A 19206-nucleotide genomic window follows, 5' to 3' on the forward strand; every position below is an offset into this window, starting at 1 on the left:
TTTGATGTTCTAGTCCTTCTATGAATTAACGATAACGATTTTTTATCATTATATCATACCTCACCGAGCTGCCGATAAACCGCCATCATGTCTGCGAGCTGCTGGGCAACTGAAAAATGACTTGCCAAATACTCTTTTTCTCTTCGGGCCATGTCGGCCAAATCTTCGCTTGGGGTATTTGCGGCAATTTTTAGCTGCTCGGCCAAACTGTCAACATCCCCAACCTCGGCCACAAAGCCATACAAGCTGCTGGGGATCATTTGTTCATAATCGCCTACTTTGGTACTTAAAATCGGAACCAAATTATCGCTAGCCTCTAATAAAACCAGCGGAAAACTTTCCGAATAGCTCGAAAGAACCGCTAGGTCCATGCTGCGATACATGTGCATGATTTTTTTCTGACTTAAAAAGCCATGGAAAGTGACTTCTGGCCCCAGTCCCAGTTTTTTGGCGTAATCCTCGAGGTTTTCCAACTCGCTGCCGTTGCCAACGATATGGAGCCGGATCGACGTATCATCCAGACGCTTGATTGCCTCCAAGAGCAATTTTTGACCTTTAACTTTTTCCGTGCGGGCGACATTGATCACATTGAAATATTCATGAGAATATTTGGCAGGGATTTGGCTTTCGTCATGGTAAAAAATGCCGTTGTAAATCACATGCACGCGCTCAGCCGGAATCCCTACCTGATCCACCACCAAATGGTAAAAACGTTTGGTGATCGCAAACAAGCAATCGGCTTTTTTCAAGGCATGCAGATTTAATTTCGTAAAAATGCGTCCGATCGTGCCGCGTCCCGCAAAATCTAAAAAAGGATCGGAATGCACGGTAACGCACCACTTAGCCTTAATTTTTTTGTGAATTAAGGACAGATAAAGATTGGCCCGCGGACCATGGGTGTGGACAATATCGTAATTCCCGTCATTAATCACTTTGGCTAAGCGTTTAAAGGCCATGACATCCAGCCGACCCTTAGCTCCTAATACCAGTGGTTCAATGCCCGCCTGGCGAGCTGCTTGGGCAACTGGACCTTCACTTAAAACTAAGAGTTCGATCGGAGCCTTTTGTTTTTTCGCCTCAATCATTAAATTGACAATATGCGTGAGTCCGCCGCCACTTTCTAAGCCCGCATTAACGAATAAAATTTTCATGCTCGTTCTTCTTTTTTCTTTCTTTTTGCTTCTTGATAAGCTGCCCGGGCAAACTGCGGCAGCACCATCATCCGCCCAATTCTCGTCGGTTCAGTCACCAAGCGATAGAGCCATTCGATGTGGGCTTGCTGCATCCATCTGGGAGCCCGCTTTTTCTCCCCAGAAAACACGTCAAACGTGCCGCCAACGCCCATCATTAAAGCACCAGTCCCAGCTTCTTTCAAGGCTTTGATCAGCCGTTCTTGTTTGGGTGCACCTGTCCCAATAAATACCAAATCGGGCTGGGCCTTGTGAATACGGTTAACTACCACTTCAAATTGATTATCTTTAAAATAGCCGTCTTCGGCTGCCAGTAATTCAGCATGCGGATAATCGCGGCGAATGCGCCGGCCAGCTTCATGCACTACATGGGGCATGGACCCCAGCAGATACACGCGCAGGTGCTGCTGGTCAGCCAGCTTTAGCAGCCATAAAAACAGGTCATAGCCAGTTACCCGTTCTGGCAAGGGATGGCCCTGCCAGCGTGAAGCCAAAATAATGCCGGTACCATCTGGCGTGATATAATCAGCATCTTGTTGAATAATTTTTAAATATTCGGGATTTTCTTGCGCTGCCATGACAATTTCCGGATTGCCGGTCACGACAAAGGTTGGTTCGTGTTCTGCGATCCGTTTAGCAAAAATTTGATGAAATTGGTCAGTTGTCAAATTATCGAAAGCAACGCCTAATATCTTTACTTTATCCATAAATCCATCCTCAAATTGGTATTCTTTTTCTATTTTAGCAAAAACCAGCCTTTGAGCTGTGGCCAGTTTGAAGTTTTAACATTTCTTCAAATGTGCTATTCTTAATTCGTTAAGAATTTGCGAGGTCCTTTTATGAAAAAAGTTATCACATACGGCACCTTTGATCTGCTGCATTATGGGCATGTCCGGCTATTAAAGCGGGCCAAAGAATTAGGCGATTATTTAATCGTGGCTCTATCAACAGATGAATTCAACGAATTTAAAAAGCATAAAGAAGCATATAACAGTTATGCCGAACGCAAGTACATCTTGGAGGCAATCCGCTACGTTGACGAGGTTATCCCCGAAAACGACTGGGACCAAAAAATCAGCGATGTCCAAAAATACGACATCGATACCTTCGTCATGGGCGATGATTGGCGGGGCCAATTTGATTTTCTCAAGCCCTACTGCCAAGTTGTCTACTTGCCGCGAACTCCTGGGATTTCCACCAGCAAAATAAAATCTGACTTAAAATAAAAAGTGCTCCAGCTTATCCGTTCGATAAGTTGGAGCATTTTGCTTTACTTAGAAAAAGTAAATTCAAAGCGTTCAGCTACATAGCTGGCCCGAGTATATTCAAACGGGGTTCCGTCTGCTAGTTCGGTTACCTGGCGCCGCGTGATCAAAGCCTCGCCTTTTTTGCAGTTAAGCAAACGAGCATCATTTTCACTCGCCACAGCTGCCGAAATATATTCAGTCACCTGACCAATTTCGTATCCGCCCTTTTTTTCTAAAGTCCGGTATAAATGGGCCGAAATATCGTCCTTGGAAAAATCTTTTACCAAGTGGAAGGGAATCGTGACCACTTCTGAACAAATCGGTACGTCATCGGCATAGCGTATCCGCTCCATCCGCAAGACTTGTTCGCCTTTTTCCATTTGCAGACGTTCCTTCTCAGAAGAAGACGGCTGACTTACTTGGTAGGATAAAAGCTTGCTGGACGGATCTTGCCCATTAGCCCGAGTAATTTCCGTAAATGACATGACGCCGGACATTTTTTCTTGGACCTTTTGACTGGCAACATAAGTCCCGCTTCCCAAGCGGCGCTCCAATATGCCCTCATCTTCCAAAGTCTTGATTGCTTGGCGCAGAGTCATTCGCGAGACTCCAAACTTCTTGGCCAGTTGACGTTCAGCCGGAATCCGGTCGCCCACATGATAAACGCGACGTTCAATATCATGCTTGATTGAGTTATGGATTCTGATATACATCGGCTCTTCCATAATTGGCACCTCCACTGTGTGAAACTATCTCCATTATAATTCAGATTGGTCTATATTTCACTGAAAAAGGGTAAAAACTTTTCTAGCGCTTTTTAGCTGTCCACTTAATCCCAAAAATATTCACATTCAACGCTTTGGTACATTCGACTTCCAATTCATCCCGGTCGCTAGCCATAATACTGGTCCGGAGAACTGCCTCATCCCGCACCGTCAAAAGATCATTATTGCTGTTCAAAATCAAATTGCTGCCCTTAACCCGACTGTGGTCCAAGACTGCCAAGTAATAATCTGCCTGACCATCGCTAGCAAAACTGGTCCTCAGCAAATCTGCTTCGCTTTCTCCTTGGAATTCGGCATGGGCGTAGACGCTGCAGCCGGTCATGGTAATTTTGGCTTGTTGATCAGCTATTAACTCTTGCGTTTCTGTATTTTGCCAAATGCTGCGACTTTCCTGACTCAAGGCGGCCGTGCCGGCTATTTGACAAGAAACGACATTAGCATAGGTTTCGCCGCTGATAAAAAAGGCATCGCTGGCCTTGCTAGTGATCCGGGTTTGCAAAAGATTTTCCCATACCCGACCAGCGGTAGTTAATTGCTCAACCTGACTATTATTAATGTCTAGTTCAATATCGCAATCAGGATAAGCAAATAGCCGTCCCGCAATCTGCGAATTGTTAATGATGGCGGTCCCTTGACCATGAATCCCGATGCTTGGCAGCAAACCAGCTTTAGGGTTAACTACTTGCGTATCATTCATTTCCAAGCGAAAGTCTGCCGTATCATTAACCTCGATTTTGCCAAAAAGCTTGACCGAATATAATTCTACGGTACTCTTGCCATCAATTACCAAAGCCCCTTGATGATCATGCGGCCCGCGGATAATCGTACTGCGCAGCGACAAGTAGCTATCAGCCGTCGCCGGCAATTGCAGGTTGGGTTCTGCCTTCACCGTGTTTAGCGTCAAATTGTCCAAGTTGACATAACGACTGTCCGCTGACAATTTAAGCGACCCCAAAAGCACCGTTTCTTCTGGTGCATTTCCGGTTCCCTTAATCGTTACATCGGCAAGATTTAAATCATTAGGCACTTCATAGTAGCCCGGTGTCAACAACAGCAAGTCATCGCCTCGGAGATCCTTCAACGCCTGTCTCCAGGTAAGCGCATGGCTGCCGACTTTAACGATTCTTGGCATAGCCTCTTCCTTCCTAATAAAAACTAGTATCTATTCTAACCGATTCCCCAGCAAAAGCCTAAAATTTGCTTTCTAATGCAAAATAAACTTTTAGAATAAAAAAAGAAACGCCTTCGATCGAAGACGTCTTTTTCGGGTTGGGTGTTCGTAAGAACAATTGGGTTAGCTGGATTCGAACCAGCGCATGATGGTACCAAAAACCATTGCCTTACCACTTGGCTATAACCCAATCAATGGAGGAGGGTGGATTCGAACCGCCGAACTCAGAGAGAACGGTTTTACAGACCGTCGCGTTTAGCCACTTCGCTACTCCTCCGTTGCACTCTTAATATATTAACGAAAGGGACAAGAAAAAGCAAGCATATTTTTCAATAAAGCCTAAAAACTTTGTGTAAAAAATTACAAGCTAATTGCTAGTAAGCGGATTAATTTTATGGTAATATTTACCTTGTAAAAAATAATATTTGTAATTTTATGGAGGAATTACCATATGAAGAAATTAAGCGCAACTAAGTTAACCAAGGAACAACAAGAATTTTTCACTAGCCACTTGGCATATTTGGCAACTGTTGACAAGGACGGCAACCCACAAGTTGGTCCTAAGGCATCAATGACTGTTTTGGATGACGGCCACCTGCAATACCTTGAAAAGACGCAAGCTCACGCATACGAAAACTTGAAGAACGGTTCAAAGGCTGCTGTTGTTGTTGCTGACGTTCCTACCCACACTAACGTACGGGTAGTTGGTACTGCTCACGTTCATGAAGATGACGACTACCGTGCAAAGGTTTTGGAAGGCTCAGGCTTCCCTAACGCATACGTAGTAGTAATCGACATCGAAGAAATCTACGAATAAAAAATTAAACAAGTAAACTAAAAGGACCGGATACCAATAGGTGTCTGGTCCTTTTTACTTATTTAGTCTGCAAGTAAGCCCGCAGCCGCTTCACGCCTTCTTCAATTTGAGCAACGCTAACAGCGTAAGAGAAACGCAGATAGCCGGCTCCGCCCTTGGCGAAAAACGACCCGGCCGTAACGGCAACTTTAGCTTGTTCAGCTAGTTCATAAATCAATTTGGTATCATCCTGCTCTAGACCGGCGGGAATTTTGGCAAAGATGTAGAAAGCTCCTTCAGGTTTAACGCAGTCAAAGCCCAGTTTGGTTAATTCCTGATACAAATAGTCTCGGCGCTTTTTGAACTCTGCTTTCATTGGCACGGCATCATCCTGACCATGGGCAAAGGCTTCTTGCGCTGCATCCTGCATCGGTGTTGGTTCACTAGTCGTGATCATTTGATGCAGCTTTAAAACTTGATGAGCAACTTCTTTTGGCGCACAAACCACCCCAATACGGTAACCCGTCATCGCCCAAGACTTAGACACCCCGGTCAGCAAGATGACCTGGTCACGCAAAGATTTGACCATTGAGGTGTGGGGATGCTCATACGACAATTCACTATAAATTTCATCGCACAAGGCAAAGATCGGTTTGTCCCGAATTACGTCAGCCAGTTGGTCAAGTTCTTCCTGGCTATAACAAACCCCGGTTGGATTATTAGGATAATTCAAAACCACCGCCCGAACGCGCTCGCCGTATTCATCAAGCACTCCTTGCAGAGCTTGGGGCGTTAATTTAAAGCCAGTTTTTGACGTATCAAGCTGCACTACTTCTGCTCCCAGCATCTTAGCATCCGAAATATATAAAGGAAAGGCTGGCGTTGGCACCACCACGACGTCGCCAGGATTCAAAATAGCCAGCAAAGCATCATAAATCCCTTCAGTTACGCCATTTGTAACCACAACTTCATCAGGAGCATAGTGCTGGTCATAGCGTTGTGCCAAAAAATCACTAGCTGCCTGGCGCAAGCCCAAAGTCCCGGCACTTGGTGCATAGTGGGAATGGTTCTGCGCAATCGCATTTTTAGCTGCCGTCTTGATATGATCAGGAGTATTAAAATCTGGCTCTCCAATCGTAAAACTAACAATTCCGGGTATTTTAGCCGCATAAGCTGAGAACGAAAGAATGGCACCATCTTTTTGTTCTACTAGGCCTTTGCGCATGTATTTGGTCATCTCAACCATAGTATTCCTCCTGCCTCTCTGCGTCATTTTTAACCATTATATAATAATCTATTGAAGAAATCATTAAAAAAAGGCCATCAAGCTTAAAGCTTGGTGGTCTTTAATTTTATTATCTGCGCTTACGTCTGCGTTCAAAGCCAATTCCTAGCAGTCCTAATAGCATGCTTAAAATACCTACTGAAGCAGCAGCATTATTTTCACCAGTTTGCGGCAATTCATTTTGCCCCTCGCTTTGGCTTGGCTGTTTGCTTGTGCTTGTGGCATTAGCACGTCCATTGTCCTTTGGTTGAGGTTTAGCTGGCTGCTTTGGTGTCGGTGCTGGCTTGGCTGGCTTGATAGCACTGTAAGTTACATCAATAATTTCATTTTCAGCATCACTAGTTACCTTTTCGGCTTTAACGACCTTGATGCTTGCCTGGTAGCCTGAAATCGTTGGCACAATTATGCTTGCCCATTGACTATTTTCACTGGTCCAAGCAGTGTAGGTGTCTTCCTTGGTTACCAAGTCAGTCGTCTTAGTCCGCGTAAAGACTACGGTCTGCTTGATTTCCTTGACACTGCCATTAGGTTGGTGCAGGCGAATTGTCCGCGTGATTGTCTTAGTCTCTTGGGCACTTTCCGTCTTATGCGTCAAATTGAAGCTTACAGTCTGGTCTACACCTGCATCAGTATCAAACTTAGTTGGCAAGCTGCCAGCTTCCACCTTGTAGCCTAAGCTTTCAAGGTAGGCAATCAGCTTTTGCCGAGCTTGACTTGCTTCAGCTGGAATTGTACCGTTGCTAGTTCCCGTGAAACTGGTCGTAATGCCGGATTTAGTTAAATCAACGCTTTGACCAGTTGTTTCATCCGTTGCTATGAACTTCAAGTTTTGCGCTTGAGCAGTATAACCCACGTTGACTGTTTGATCTTCCATCTCTGGCGTTACTTCTTGGCCATTTACTTCGTTTTGACTAGCGGTGTAACCAGGAATTGCCGGAACATCATAAGCATCCCAACGAGAATTTTCACTGGTCCAAGCAGTATATGCACTTTCCTTAGTTACCAGATCAGTCGTCTTAGTCCGCGTAAATTTAACCGGTTGAGTGATGGTCTTAGTTCTGCCATCTGGACTCGTGATCTTGATCGTCCGCGTGATTGTCTTAGTTTCTTGTGCGCTTTCAGTCTTATGCGTCAAATTGAAGCTTAAAGTCTGGTCAACCGCCGTATCAGTATCAAACTTGCTTGGCAAGCTGCCGGCTTCCACCTTGTAGCCTAAGCTTTCAAGATAGTCAATCAGCTTTTGCCGAGCCTGACTTGCTTCGGCTGGAATCGTACCGTTGCTGTTTCCTGCAAAACTGGTCGTAATGCCGGACTTAGTCAAATCAATCGTTTGGCCAGTTGTTTGATCAGTTGCTATAAACTTCAAGTTTTGTGCTTGTGCAGCATAGTCAATGTCAATAGTTTGATCTTCCATCTCTGGCGTTACTTCTTGACCATTTACTTCGTTTTGACTAGCGGTGTAACCAGGAATCGTTGGAACATTGACACTTGTCCATTGACTGTTGCCACTAGTCCATTCAGTATACGTACTTTCCTTGGTTACCAGATCAGTGGTCTTGGTCCGCGTAAACTTAACAGGTTGAGTGATGGTCTTAGTTCTGCCATCCGGATCAGTAACATTGATCGTCCGCGTGATTGTCTTAGTCTCTTGCGCGCTTTCCGTCTTATGCGTCAAATTGAAGCTTACAGTCTGGTCAACTGCCGTATCAGTATCAAACTTACTTGGCAAGCTGCCGGCTTCCACCTTGTAGCCTAAGCTTTCAAGATAGTCAATCAGCTTTTGCCGAGCTTGACTGGCTTCAGCTGGAATTACACCGTTGCTGTTTCCTGCAAAACTGGTCGTAATGCCGGACTTAGTCAAATCAATCGTTTGACCAGTTGTTTCATCCGTTGCTATGAACTTCAAGTTTTGCGTTTGAGCAGCATAGTCAATGTCAATAGTTTGATCTTCCATCTCTGGCGCTACTTCTTGGCCATTTACCACGTTTTGACTAGCCTTATATCCAGGAATTACCGGAACATCGTAAACATCCCAAAGGGCATTTTCACTAGTCCACGCACTATAAGTTACCTCACCAGTTACGGCATTAACTATCGCATTGCGCGTATATTTAACAGTTTGCGTAATCGCCTTAGTGGTCCCATCCGGATCAGTAACATTGATTGTCCGCGTGATTACTCTGTTCAAGTCACTTTCGCCGACGCCTTCAGGATAATTTTGCTTAGTCCCTGAAATCTTATCAACACTAGTCTTTGGATCATCTGCCGATACCGGAATTATCCGAGCCTTAACCGTTACCTTGACTGTTTGATCAGTCTTGTCGTCATGATCATAAGTCGTTGGAATCGTGCTAGTTGAAACTATATCGTAGCCCAAGCCTTCGTAGTAGGCAGTCAGGTCCTTCAAGTTATCACTCAGTTTGGTTCCAACACTGCTGTCAGAATCGCCAGTGAAATTGGTGGTAATTCCGCTGCCATTGGCGTTGAGGGTGTTGCCATCAGCATCTTTAACCACGATAGCCAATTTTTGGGTATTCGGTGTATACGTGATCGCAACCGTGCTGTTGCTGTCAGAAGCAGCGACACTCTTAGCATCAACTGAACTTTGACTTGGAGTGTAGCCTGCAACTGCTTCTGGTGTGTACTTATCCCAGATATTATCTCCACTAGTCCATTCAGAGTAGCTGACTTCGCCAGTTACCGCATCGACCGTTGCCGTTCTAGCGTAATTTACCGGCTGCGTTACCGTCTCCGTTGTTCCATCTGGATAAGTAATCGTAATTGTCCGAGTAATCGTCTTGTTCAAGTCGCTTGCGCTTACTCCTGATGGGTAGTTTACCTTTGTCCCATCAATTGGATCACTTGTGGTCTTCGGATTATCAGCTGTCACAGTTACGGTCTTATGCTTCAAAACTAAGTTAATGACTTGATCAACCGCATCATCAGTATCATATTTTTCAGGAACGCTGCCACTTGAAACTAACTCATAACCCAATCCTTCATAGTATGAAATCAAGCTGCTTAAACTGCTGCTTGGTTCAGTACCAACATTGCCATTGGAATTACCAGTGAAGCTAGTTGGAATTTCACTTGGAGCAGTCAAAGTTTTACCAGTTGTCTGATCAGTAATTGCAATTGTCAGCTGTTGCGGATTAGCAGCATAGGTAATATTAACAACTGCATCCCGATCGCTGGCTGTAACTGTCTGAGCTTCCACAACGCTTTGGCTAGGTGTATAACCACTAATTGCTTCTGGGTTATAGACTTCCCAAGTGTTGCTATCACTAGCAAGTTTCCAATCACCATAAGTAATTGCGGCAGGATCAACGGCGTCAAAGCTGGCATTTCTTTGGTACTTCACAACTTGGGTGATTGTGGTGGTATTGCCATCAGGGTCTGTGACATTGATCGTTCGCGTAATGGTCTTATTCAAATCACTTTCAGCTACGCCCTCTGGATACGACTTGCTGGTGCCATCAATAGTATCAGTCGTAGTCTTAGGATTGCCTGGTTCAACGGTAATCGTCCGGTGAGCCATATGAATAGTAACGACTTGCTCAGTTTTATCGTCGTCATCATAAGATTTTGGAGCTGAATCAGCCTTAACCAAAGTGTAGCCTTGGCTTTCATAGTATGAAATCAGCTTAGCCATATTTTCACTGACGTCATCTTGAACCGCTCCGTCAGTTACACCGCTAAAGCTTGATTGGGCGCCATCAGCTGCAGCATCCAAAGCCTTGCCAGTGGTATCATCAACTACTTGAATTACTAATGTTTGGGCATCAGCTGAGTAGTCAATTACCACACTGGCATCACTATCGGTTACAGCCACTTGCTTGGCACTGATTTTTCCTGGCAAAGCTGTATAGCCAGTGACAGTTGGGGCATTATATTCATCCCAAGTATCATCACTATTTTCTGCCGTCCAGCTTCCATAAGTAATTTCGCCGGTTACCGCATCGACAACTGCATGACGAGTGTAAGTTACTGGCTGCGTGATGGTAATGGCCGTCGCATTTGGCAAGTTTACCTTGATAGTCCGCGTGATCGTCTTATTCAAATCACTTTCAGCAACGCCCTTTGGATAAGTTTGGCTGGTGCCATCAATTGGATCGTCAGGATTCTTTGGATCATTGGCCTCCACAGTTACGTACTTATGTTTCAAAACCAAGCTTACTGTTTGGTCAGTAGCATCATCAGTATCGTAATTGGCAGGAAGATCGCTTTGGCTTGCAACTTCATAGCCTTTAGCCTCGTAGTAACTAATTAATTGATCAAGACTAGTCTTCACGCTAGCAGGAACCTTGCCATCCGATTCACCAGTGAAATCAGTTGTAACGCCACTGGCACTTGGATCAAGCGTACTGCCCGTAGTAGTATCACTGACCTGAATTTGCAGCTTCTGCTGGTCTGGAGTATAGGTAATTACCAGGCTTTCGTCGCCATCGTCGACTGAAACCGTCTTGCTTGCAACTGAATTCTGACTTGGCGTATAGCCGGCCAGCTTTTCAGGAGCATAGCTGTTCCAAATGTTGTTGGAACTAATCCATGAAGAATAGCTAACTGCTTTAGTTACCACATCAACTGTAGCAGTTCTGGTATAGGTAACCGGCTGCGTAATTGTTTGGCTAGTACCGTCTGGTTTGATAACCGTGATCGTTCTGGTAATCGTCTTGCTCAATTCAGTCTTGGTTAAACCAGCTGGATAAGTTTGGCTAGTACCATCAATGGTGGTACCTGCATCCTTTGGATCATCAGCAGTAACTGTTACTAGCTTATGCTGCAAGACCAGATTTACTTTCTGATCAGTTGCGTCATCATCGTCATAAGTAGTTGGCACGGAGTCGGTTGAGTACACTTCATAGCCAAGTTCAGCATAGTATTGTTGCAACTTTGCCAAACTGTGGTCAACACTGGCAGTATCAATTGCAGAATTGGAGTCGCCAACGAACTTGACTTTAATGTCGCTGGCTGTTGGATCTAGCGTTTCACCAGTCGTCTTATCGGTTACGACCACGTCCAAGTTCTGAGGATCGGCATAGTAGTAAATATCTACGCTCGCATCGCTGTCGGTCACAGCGACGATCTTCTCACTAACTGGTGAAGAACTGTCAGCCGTGTAGCCAGAAATAACAGGAGCGGTGTAGCTCTTCCAAACATTACCCTGGCTAGAAACTGTCCATGCGCCGTAAGTAACCTGCTGCGTTACCGCATCGACTTCAGCCTTTCTCGCATAGCTGACTGTCTGGGTAACGATTTCCTCAGAACCGTTTGGTTTGTGAACGGTAATCGTTCTGGTAATGCTCTTATTTAAATCAGTTTCAGCAACCCCAGCTGGGTAGTTTACTTCGGTTCCAGGGATGGTGTCGGTGGTGGTCTTCCCATCAGTTGGCTCAACGGTTACTAGTTTATGAGCAAAGTAAACCTTGATTACCTGTTCAGTCTCATCATCAGCATCGTAGTCAGCCGGAACGTTGTCTTGTTCAACTAAAGTGTAACCCTGCTTTTCGTAGTAGGAAATCAGTTCAGCAACACTCTCAGCTACTGCGCTGGAAACTGCAGTATCGCTATAGCCACTGAAATTGTTGGTAATCCCGTCAACGTTAGCAGCCAGCTCCGCGCTATTTTTATCCTTATCATACAGTTTGATCGTTAAATGCTGAACATTTGGCTTGTAGGTGATTTCAACCGTTGCATCCTTATCTTCAGCAGTCACAGTTTGGGCTTCATACTTAGTTGGAACGGCTGTGTAACCATCAATCGTTTTAGCATCATATTCATCCCAAGTTGGGTCCACACTGGTCCAGGCGTTATAAGTTACTGCGCCGGTGACTGCATCAACAACGGCTGATCTGGTAAAGACAGCATCTTGAACTACCCGGCCGGTAGTTTTATCAGGATAGTAAATGTTGATGGTCCGCGTAACCGTCCGATTCAGATCCGTCTTGGCAACGCCGTTTGGATAAGTCTGGCTAGTGCCGTCAATAGTCGTACCTTGATTCTTAGGATCATCTGCTGTTACTGTGACCAGCTTGTGTTTCAGCTTCAAGTTAACAACTTGGTCTACTGCATCCGCCGTATCATACAAAGTTGGTACGCTGTCGGCACTTACGACTTCGTAGCCTAACTGTTCATAGTAAGCAATCAGCTGCTTAAAGTCGCTAGTTACGCTGGCATCAACTGTCGCATTTGAAGTACCAGTAAAGTGGCTGGTAATGCCGCTTGCAGTTGGATCCAAACTCTTATTAGTCGTCTCATCAGTTACAGCAAAATGCAGGTACTGGTTATGAGCAGTGTACTTCAAGGTAATGCTGCTGTCAGCATCAGCACTCGATACCGTAACTTCTGGTGCCGATTCAGCCGTATAGCCGGCCAGCGGTTCAGGCGTATAAGCAGCCCAAGTATTGTTATCCGTCGTCCAGCTGCTGTAGCCGGTAATTTTACCAGTAACGGTATCAACAGTAGCCGTTCTGGTGTACTTGACCGCTTGCGTTAGCGTCTTCGTTGTCCCATCAGGATATGCAACGGTAATGGTCCGCGTAATGGTTTTATTCAAATCATTTTCGCCGACACCATCAGGATACTTGGTGCTAGTGCCATCAATAGTGTCCGAACTAGTCTTAGGATCGCTCGGTTCAACGGTGACGCTTCCGTGTTTCAAAGTTACAGTTACGGTTTGATTAGTTGCATCATCTGTATCATAAGTGTCCGGAATTGCCGATATTGCTACATAGTCATAACCTAAACCAGCATAGTAAGTCTTTAAGGCTGCAATTGCTGATTTTACCTTATCGGTATCAACCGCACCATTACTTGTCCCGGCAAAACTTGAAGTGTAATTTGCTGGAATCGTCAGATCAGAACCAGTCGTTTGATCATGTACTTTCAAGACAAGTTCTTGTGGATCAGCAGTATAGGTGATATCAGCAGTCTCATCCTTATCAGTTACGGCTACCTTTTTGCTATCAACTGAGCCTGAAACATGGGCAGTATAGCCTGCAAAACTTGGAACAGTGTAGGCATCCCAAGTGCCATCACTCGACGTCCAATCGCTATAAGCAACCGCCTTGGTCACAGCATCAACAGTGGCAGTTCTAGTGTACTTGACCTCTTGGGTGACAACTTGCGCAGAACCACCGGGTACATGAACCGTAATCGTTCTGGTGATCGTCTTGTTCAGATCATTTTCACTAACACCGCTCGGATAAGTCTGCTCAGTACCATCAATGGTAGTCCCCTCATCCTTTGGTGCATCAGGCGTAACGGTAACCTTTTGGTGATTAAGCGTTAAGGTGACGTATTGCGGCGTCGCATCAGTCGTTGCGGCGAGGTTATCGGTTGAATCAAATTCTAAACTCGACAAGCTTGCCAGCAGACTTGCAAAGTCTTCATCCTTAATCGTGTAGCCTTTGGCCTTGTAGTACTGCAGCAATGTTGCCAAAGACGACTTCATGGTTGCAACCTGGCTATCAGTCAAGCTGGCACCAGTTGTTCCATCATAGGAAGCAGTTACCCCAGGAAGGTCCAGTGAAAGTTCTTCATTTTCCTTATCGCCATCAACCACTTTCAGCAAGTATTGTTGGTAGTCTGCTACATAAGTGACATTAACCGTCGTATCAGCAGTAGCTGAAGTTACAGTTTCAGCTGCTACTGCAGAAGCATTGTCAACTTCGCTGCTGGTGGTGCCATCGCTGGTTACGGTCTTAATAGTGTAGCCGGTCTTCGGCGTCAAAGCATATTCACTCCAAGAGCCGGTACTCCACGAGCCATAAGTTACCGCGCCAGTTACTGCATCAACAGTTGCTTGACGGGTTAATTTAACTGTTTGCTTTTCCGTCTCAGTACTGCCGTCAGGATAAGTGATGTTGATCGTCCGCGTAATTGTCTTGTTCAGATCATCTGCGGCAACGCCATCCGGATACTTTTGCTTGGTATCAGGAATCTGGTCGCTAGGAGTCTTAGGTGCATCTGGAGTAACGGTGACAAGCTTGTGCGTCAAAGTTATCGTTACAGTTTGGTTGGCAGCATCATCTGTATCATAAGTGCTTGGAATGTCTGTATTTGACTCGTAAACGTACCCCAAACCTGCATAGTAAGTCTTCAGCGCTGCAATTGCCGACTTAACCTTGTCAGTATCAACTGCGCCATTACTCGTTCCGGCAAAACTTGAAGTGTAATCTGCTGGAATCGTCAGATCAGTATTTGTGGTTTGGTCATGAACTTTCAGATCAAGCACTTGCGGGTCAGCAGTATAGGTTACTGTTTCGGCAATATCAAGATTATTATCAAAGTTGGCATTATTAACAGTAACCGTTTGGGCAGCAACTGTAGCTGCACTTGGAGTATATCCTGTAAGTGCTTGAGACGTAACGGCCGCAAAAGTATAGCTAGCTGGATTCCAAGAACTATCATCCCAAGTTGTCGTATTAGTTACTAAATCAGTTGTCCCGGTTTCAGTGTAAGTCTGAGAAGCAGTAATATCATCAAAGGCTTTTGCGCCATTTTCATAAACATAATGAATTGTTCGCGTTACTGTCTTATTCCGACTAGCCTCCTGGGTGGCATGGCTATAGTTCAGGACAATGGTTTGCGGACTGCTGTCGGTTGTGGCAGCACCATTTTGCGTGGCATCAAAATTAAGACTTGCTAAAGCAAAATCACTATCGGTATAGGTCTTGTCGCCAAAAGTGATGGAATCAAGCTGGTAATGCAGTCCTGCCAGATAATTTTTAATCTTGGTAAGGGCGTCACTTAACCCATCGGCGGTTGATAAAGCAGCATTGGTCTTGCCGTTGAATACCGTAGTGTATTCAGCTGGAATCGTGATCGAGCTTGATGCGGTATTATCATGAGCTGAAATCTTTACTTCCTGATTATCTGCTTCATAAGTCAATGCCGTTACAACCGTCTGCGTTGTATCAGCTGCAAATGACACAGTAAACGAACCGGCCCCAGCGGCAGTTTCATTAGTTAAGTGGTAACCATTGAGGTTGCTAACCGCACTTAATTCACTCTCAGTCAGTCCTGGTACATTGGCAATGGTGATCGTCCCATCGTCAATTTGCCGTAACTTCATATGAATTACCAGAAGCATCAACAGCAGTATAAGTGATGGCACCAGTAATCTTGTTGACCGACTTAGTTACGATAAGACTAGTACTGCCAGTTGTAGGATCCTTTAAAGTCTGTTGGTCATTCTTGTAGGTAAACTGTCGCTGAACCGTTTGGGTCGTTTCGGTCGTTCCCTGTTCCAGGACGTAAACTACCGTATCGCCATCAAAATAGTATCGAACAGTTGAACCAAATGCAGCCTCACTATTTGTTTCGTCATCAGTCCAGGTTTTTTCACCATTTTTAATCGTGGTGTTGCTAGTACTAAAGACATAGCCTTGGTCAATCAGAGCTTGAATCTTGGCTTGATCAGAACTACTGAATCCATTCAGGTTTTCTGGAAAATCAGTAGTTTTCATGGTGGTAGTACCATCGGCATATCTCTTGGTGTAGTCTAAATCGACAGTATGGGTTTGACCATCAGCATCAACATATTGTAAGGCCGTCTTAATGGTGGAAGTTCCGGCAATCGCAATACTTGAACTGGTGGTTGCCGCATTAGTTACGCCATTTGCATACATTGCCGCCTTCAAGGTAGCTGTCTTGCCACCATCGGCACCTAAACTAGGATCTATTCCCTTAAATACATAAATACTCGACAGTGTGCCTTGGGCTACCGTCCCCACGTCGATGGCAACGCTCTTAATTGTGCTCCAGTCGCTTACCTGATCAGCTGTTACCCAAGTTGAGCTATCACCGGTATTTGGTTGTGAATTCAGGCTAACGACTTTAGTTGAATAATAAACTGTCCCACTAGCAGCAGTAATTGCCCCAGTTAATTGGTAGTTAATGTTAGTTGGCAGGTTGACAACTACGACAATATTCTGGGCATCAGTATTGGTACTATTTTTAATGCCAATTTCGTAGTCCATAGCCGTTGAGCCCTTGTCATCAGAATTGCCATTAGTTGCAAAAACTCCACCTTGAGTATTACCACTTGCTTGGGCAACTGGTGAGAGAGAACTCATTGAGCTTACAGAAAAGCTATAGTTGCCCACTAAGTAAGTATTACTATCCGCATGACCCTCAGTATATTTACTATCAAAAGTGCTTTGATCACTAGCTAGACCATTAGACATCTTGGTATGCGGACTATAAATATAGACTTGCCCAGGGTAGCTGCCATTATCTGCTAACGCAGAGATTGCCACAAACATCGAATTAGTGGCATTTGAGTGGGTATTAAACTTAAACTGCGTACCAGTGTAATCAATTTTGATTACTTCGCGCCCATTCACCCAAAAAGTTGAAATAGTTGGATCGCCCTGCAGCCATTGATTTTTCCCAGTATATGAGGCATGTTGCGGCAAAACATAATAAAAAATTGGTTCATATACATAGCTAGTCGTATCTGATGAATTGCCTGTGGTATATACCGCAATTTGCCCAGATGCTTGATGCGTCCAAAGTCGCAAACTAGTAACTGGTTCGGCCGCAACGGTCTGAGTCCCGCTAAGCGTTCCGTTAATGCCAGTAGAATTACTAATCCAAGTTATCTTGGTGGTTAATTTATCATCGCTTTTTACCGCTGTACCATCATCATAGTTTGCAGCTAGATCACCATAGACATAGAAATATCCACTTCCGCCAGAAGCAATTTCACTTGGTTTAAACTCAGCCGTGCGAATTGCGCTAGAACCACTAGCTTTAATTGTTTCCCCAGAAGCAGCACTTCCTGTTGATGTAGTTCCGTCGGCATAAGTCAGCGTATATTGCCAAGTAGTCGATCGATTATTGTCGGTTGTCTTTTCGGGTATTTTAATACTAGTAGCATCAAAACCACTTGGAAGATTAATGGTGATAGCCGAATCAGTTAGGTTATAAATACTCCTATTAGTAATAAAAATCTGGTTTAAATATTCATGCTCATCGTCTTTCAACAAGATGCTATTATCGTCATGGGCACCGTTAACTGAAAAACCAACATTACCAACATTAGTAGAGTCCTTGGCTAGCAAGGTTTCTGAAAACTTTGGTCCGTTAAAGGTAACTGTAGTTCCCTTGGCATCAATTTTTTGAACCATAACTATATTGGAAGCAGCCGTTAAAGTCGTATCTTGTTCCGGCTGGTCAGTGAGATATGACCCAACCAGCTTATAACCAGCATAATCATCATTTGAATTATTCTGATTACCTGCACCCTTAGGGACAGTGATGATGATGTCAGCTCCTGTAGCAGCTTGGGTAATTGTCGTCCCATCAGTAAAGTTATTTGCAGTGTTAGTTGCAGTTTCATCTAACTTAAAGGAATCAGGAACTGGAACAGTAATCGTTGTTCCATAGTTATCAGCTGAATTTACCCGATTACTAGGATAGGAAGTTGTGTCACTAACCCCGTTAGCTTCATTTATGTTCAAAGTATAAGTATAATCAGTATTTGTCTTAACACCGGTTAAACTACTTGGTGACCGTGTGATTTTTGGCGAAGCTCCTGGAGTAATAGTGGCAGTAAAAGTCTTGGTTGTTGTTCCAATTGAATTGCCCGCACTATCAGTCCCACTAAGCGTCATTGCCACTTCATGAGTACCAATATCTGGCATTGGCGTTGGCTGTAAAGTATAGTTGCTTTGATCTCCAATAGTTGCGTGTAGGGTATATGTTCCATTCGAAGTAGCAGAAAATGCCATCACCCAAGTAGAGGAATTTGATTCATCGCTTATTACCCCTCCATCAGCAGAACTATCATGTGAAGTGATACGGTAGGCCGAGCCTTTGGGAAAGGCTACTTTGATTTTGTCTCCAGCCTTAAGGGTAACATGGACAACTACTTCAATATCGGTATTTAAACCATCGTTCCCAACAGTAGTTTGACTCAAAGTCATAGAAGAGTCAGTAATTCTAGTATTAGATTCTGTTTCTTCTGTACTACTGTTATCCGTACTGTCTGCACTTGCAGCTAAGGCACTAACGCTACTATCTAAACTAGAAGTGTCGGAACTAGTGGTTGAACTGGTACTATTGCTGGTTTCTGAGCTCTTTTCCGAGTCTGCAGTAGTACTGTTTGCAGCACTACTAGTTGAATCACTAGAAGTTGACTTAGCGGTGGTTGCATCACTTGCTACTGAAGTGTCAGAACTAGCAGCACTAGTGCTACTTGAACTATTTGCAGTTGTAGTATCAGAACTAGACACACTACTGCTGCTTGAACTGCTTTCAACTGAAGCATCTGAACTAGTGGTACTCTCTGCACTTGAACTGCTTGAACTACTTGATGTAGAACTACTTGAACTTGACTCCGAACTAGTGGTGTTTGTAGTATCGGTTGCTGCGTGTGTTGTGTCGACCTGACCGTAGGTCATGAAAAGTGTCGAAAGCAAAACCGATGTAACTCCAATAGTCAGTTTGCGGATACTAAACCGCTGCTTAGAGTCATAATCACGCTTTTTCATACTATTAACTCCCTAAAAACAAAAAAATAAAAGATGATACTTATCAATAAATTAGCCACAAAAAGGATAAGCACAAAACGTTGACAGGCGTTTAGCTTTTTTTGCACATCAATTCTTCTAATTTACCTATCTTATTAATATTATACAACTATTTTACATTACTAATATTTTTATATATGGATATGCCATAAGGGAATAATAATTGCCCATCAAAAAAGCCATTCTAGCTTTT

At 44.3% G+C, this 19206-nt stretch carries 9 protein-coding genes and 2 tRNA genes; 2 read left to right on the forward strand and 9 right to left on the reverse strand.

The window, feature by feature from the left end; translation table 11 throughout:
- Positions 1–53: 53 nt before the first annotated feature.
- Positions 54–1151 (reverse strand): glycosyltransferase, encoded by a 1098-nt coding sequence (locus KI210_RS01130; protein ID WP_212780051.1) that lies wholly within the window; start codon positions 1149–1151, stop codon positions 54–56.
- A complete protein-coding gene (locus KI210_RS01135) occupies positions 1148–1897 on the reverse strand; it encodes a WecB/TagA/CpsF family glycosyltransferase (protein ID WP_212780052.1) in 750 nt (249 codons plus the stop codon). Before KI210_RS01135 ends, KI210_RS01130 begins: the two co-directional genes overlap by 4 nt.
- Before the next feature lie 132 nt (positions 1898–2029).
- Here KI210_RS01135 and tagD point away from each other — a divergent pair, with 132 nt between their 5' ends.
- Positions 2030–2416, forward strand: a complete 387-nt coding sequence (gene tagD, locus KI210_RS01140; RefSeq protein ID WP_212780053.1) for a glycerol-3-phosphate cytidylyltransferase — start codon at positions 2030–2032, stop codon at positions 2414–2416.
- 44 nt (positions 2417–2460) lie between these two features.
- Here tagD and KI210_RS01145 read toward each other — a convergent pair whose 3' ends face one another.
- The 4 genes from KI210_RS01145 to KI210_RS01160 form a co-directional block, all read right to left on the reverse strand.
- Entirely contained in the window at positions 2461–3162 is a 702-nt protein-coding gene (locus KI210_RS01145) for a GntR family transcriptional regulator (RefSeq protein WP_212780054.1), read from the reverse strand.
- 82 nt (positions 3163–3244) lie between these two features.
- Complete coding sequence (locus KI210_RS01150; protein ID WP_212780055.1) at positions 3245–4354, reverse strand: hypothetical protein; 1110 nt, start codon at positions 4352–4354, stop codon at positions 3245–3247.
- A 157-nt stretch (positions 4355–4511) separates the two neighbouring features.
- Positions 4512–4583, reverse strand: a tRNA-Gln gene (locus tag KI210_RS01155).
- 5 nt (positions 4584–4588) lie between these two features.
- A tRNA-Tyr gene (locus KI210_RS01160) sits at positions 4589–4670 on the reverse strand.
- A gap of 174 nt (positions 4671–4844) precedes the next feature.
- On the opposite strand from KI210_RS01160, the gene KI210_RS01165 reads away from it, so the two are divergent.
- Positions 4845–5210 carry a pyridoxamine 5'-phosphate oxidase family protein gene (locus KI210_RS01165; RefSeq protein ID WP_212780056.1) on the forward strand — a complete coding sequence of 122 codons (366 nt, stop codon included), beginning with the start codon at positions 4845–4847 and terminating at the stop codon, positions 5208–5210.
- 58 nt (positions 5211–5268) lie between these two features.
- On the opposite strand, the gene KI210_RS01170 is transcribed toward KI210_RS01165, so the two are convergent.
- The 3 genes from KI210_RS01170 to KI210_RS01180 all read right to left on the reverse strand — a co-directional run bounded on the left by KI210_RS01170 (position 5269) and on the right by KI210_RS01180 (position 18974).
- On the reverse strand, positions 5269–6435 hold the full coding sequence (locus KI210_RS01170) for an aminotransferase class I/II-fold pyridoxal phosphate-dependent enzyme (protein WP_212780057.1): 1167 nt from the start codon (positions 6433–6435) through the stop codon (positions 5269–5271).
- A gap of 109 nt (positions 6436–6544) precedes the next feature.
- Entirely contained in the window at positions 6545–15550 is a 9006-nt protein-coding gene (locus KI210_RS01175) for a mucin-binding protein (protein ID WP_212780058.1), read from the reverse strand.
- Positions 15531–18974, reverse strand: a complete 3444-nt coding sequence (locus KI210_RS01180; RefSeq protein ID WP_212780059.1) for a YSIRK-type signal peptide-containing protein — start codon at positions 18972–18974, stop codon at positions 15531–15533. Before KI210_RS01180 ends, KI210_RS01175 begins: the two co-directional genes overlap by 20 nt.
- Positions 18975–19206: the final 232 nt, after the last annotated feature.

It is taken from the genome of Lactobacillus corticis, assembly GCF_018327645.1.
Lineage (GTDB): Bacteria > Bacillota > Bacilli > Lactobacillales > Lactobacillaceae > Lactobacillus > Lactobacillus corticis.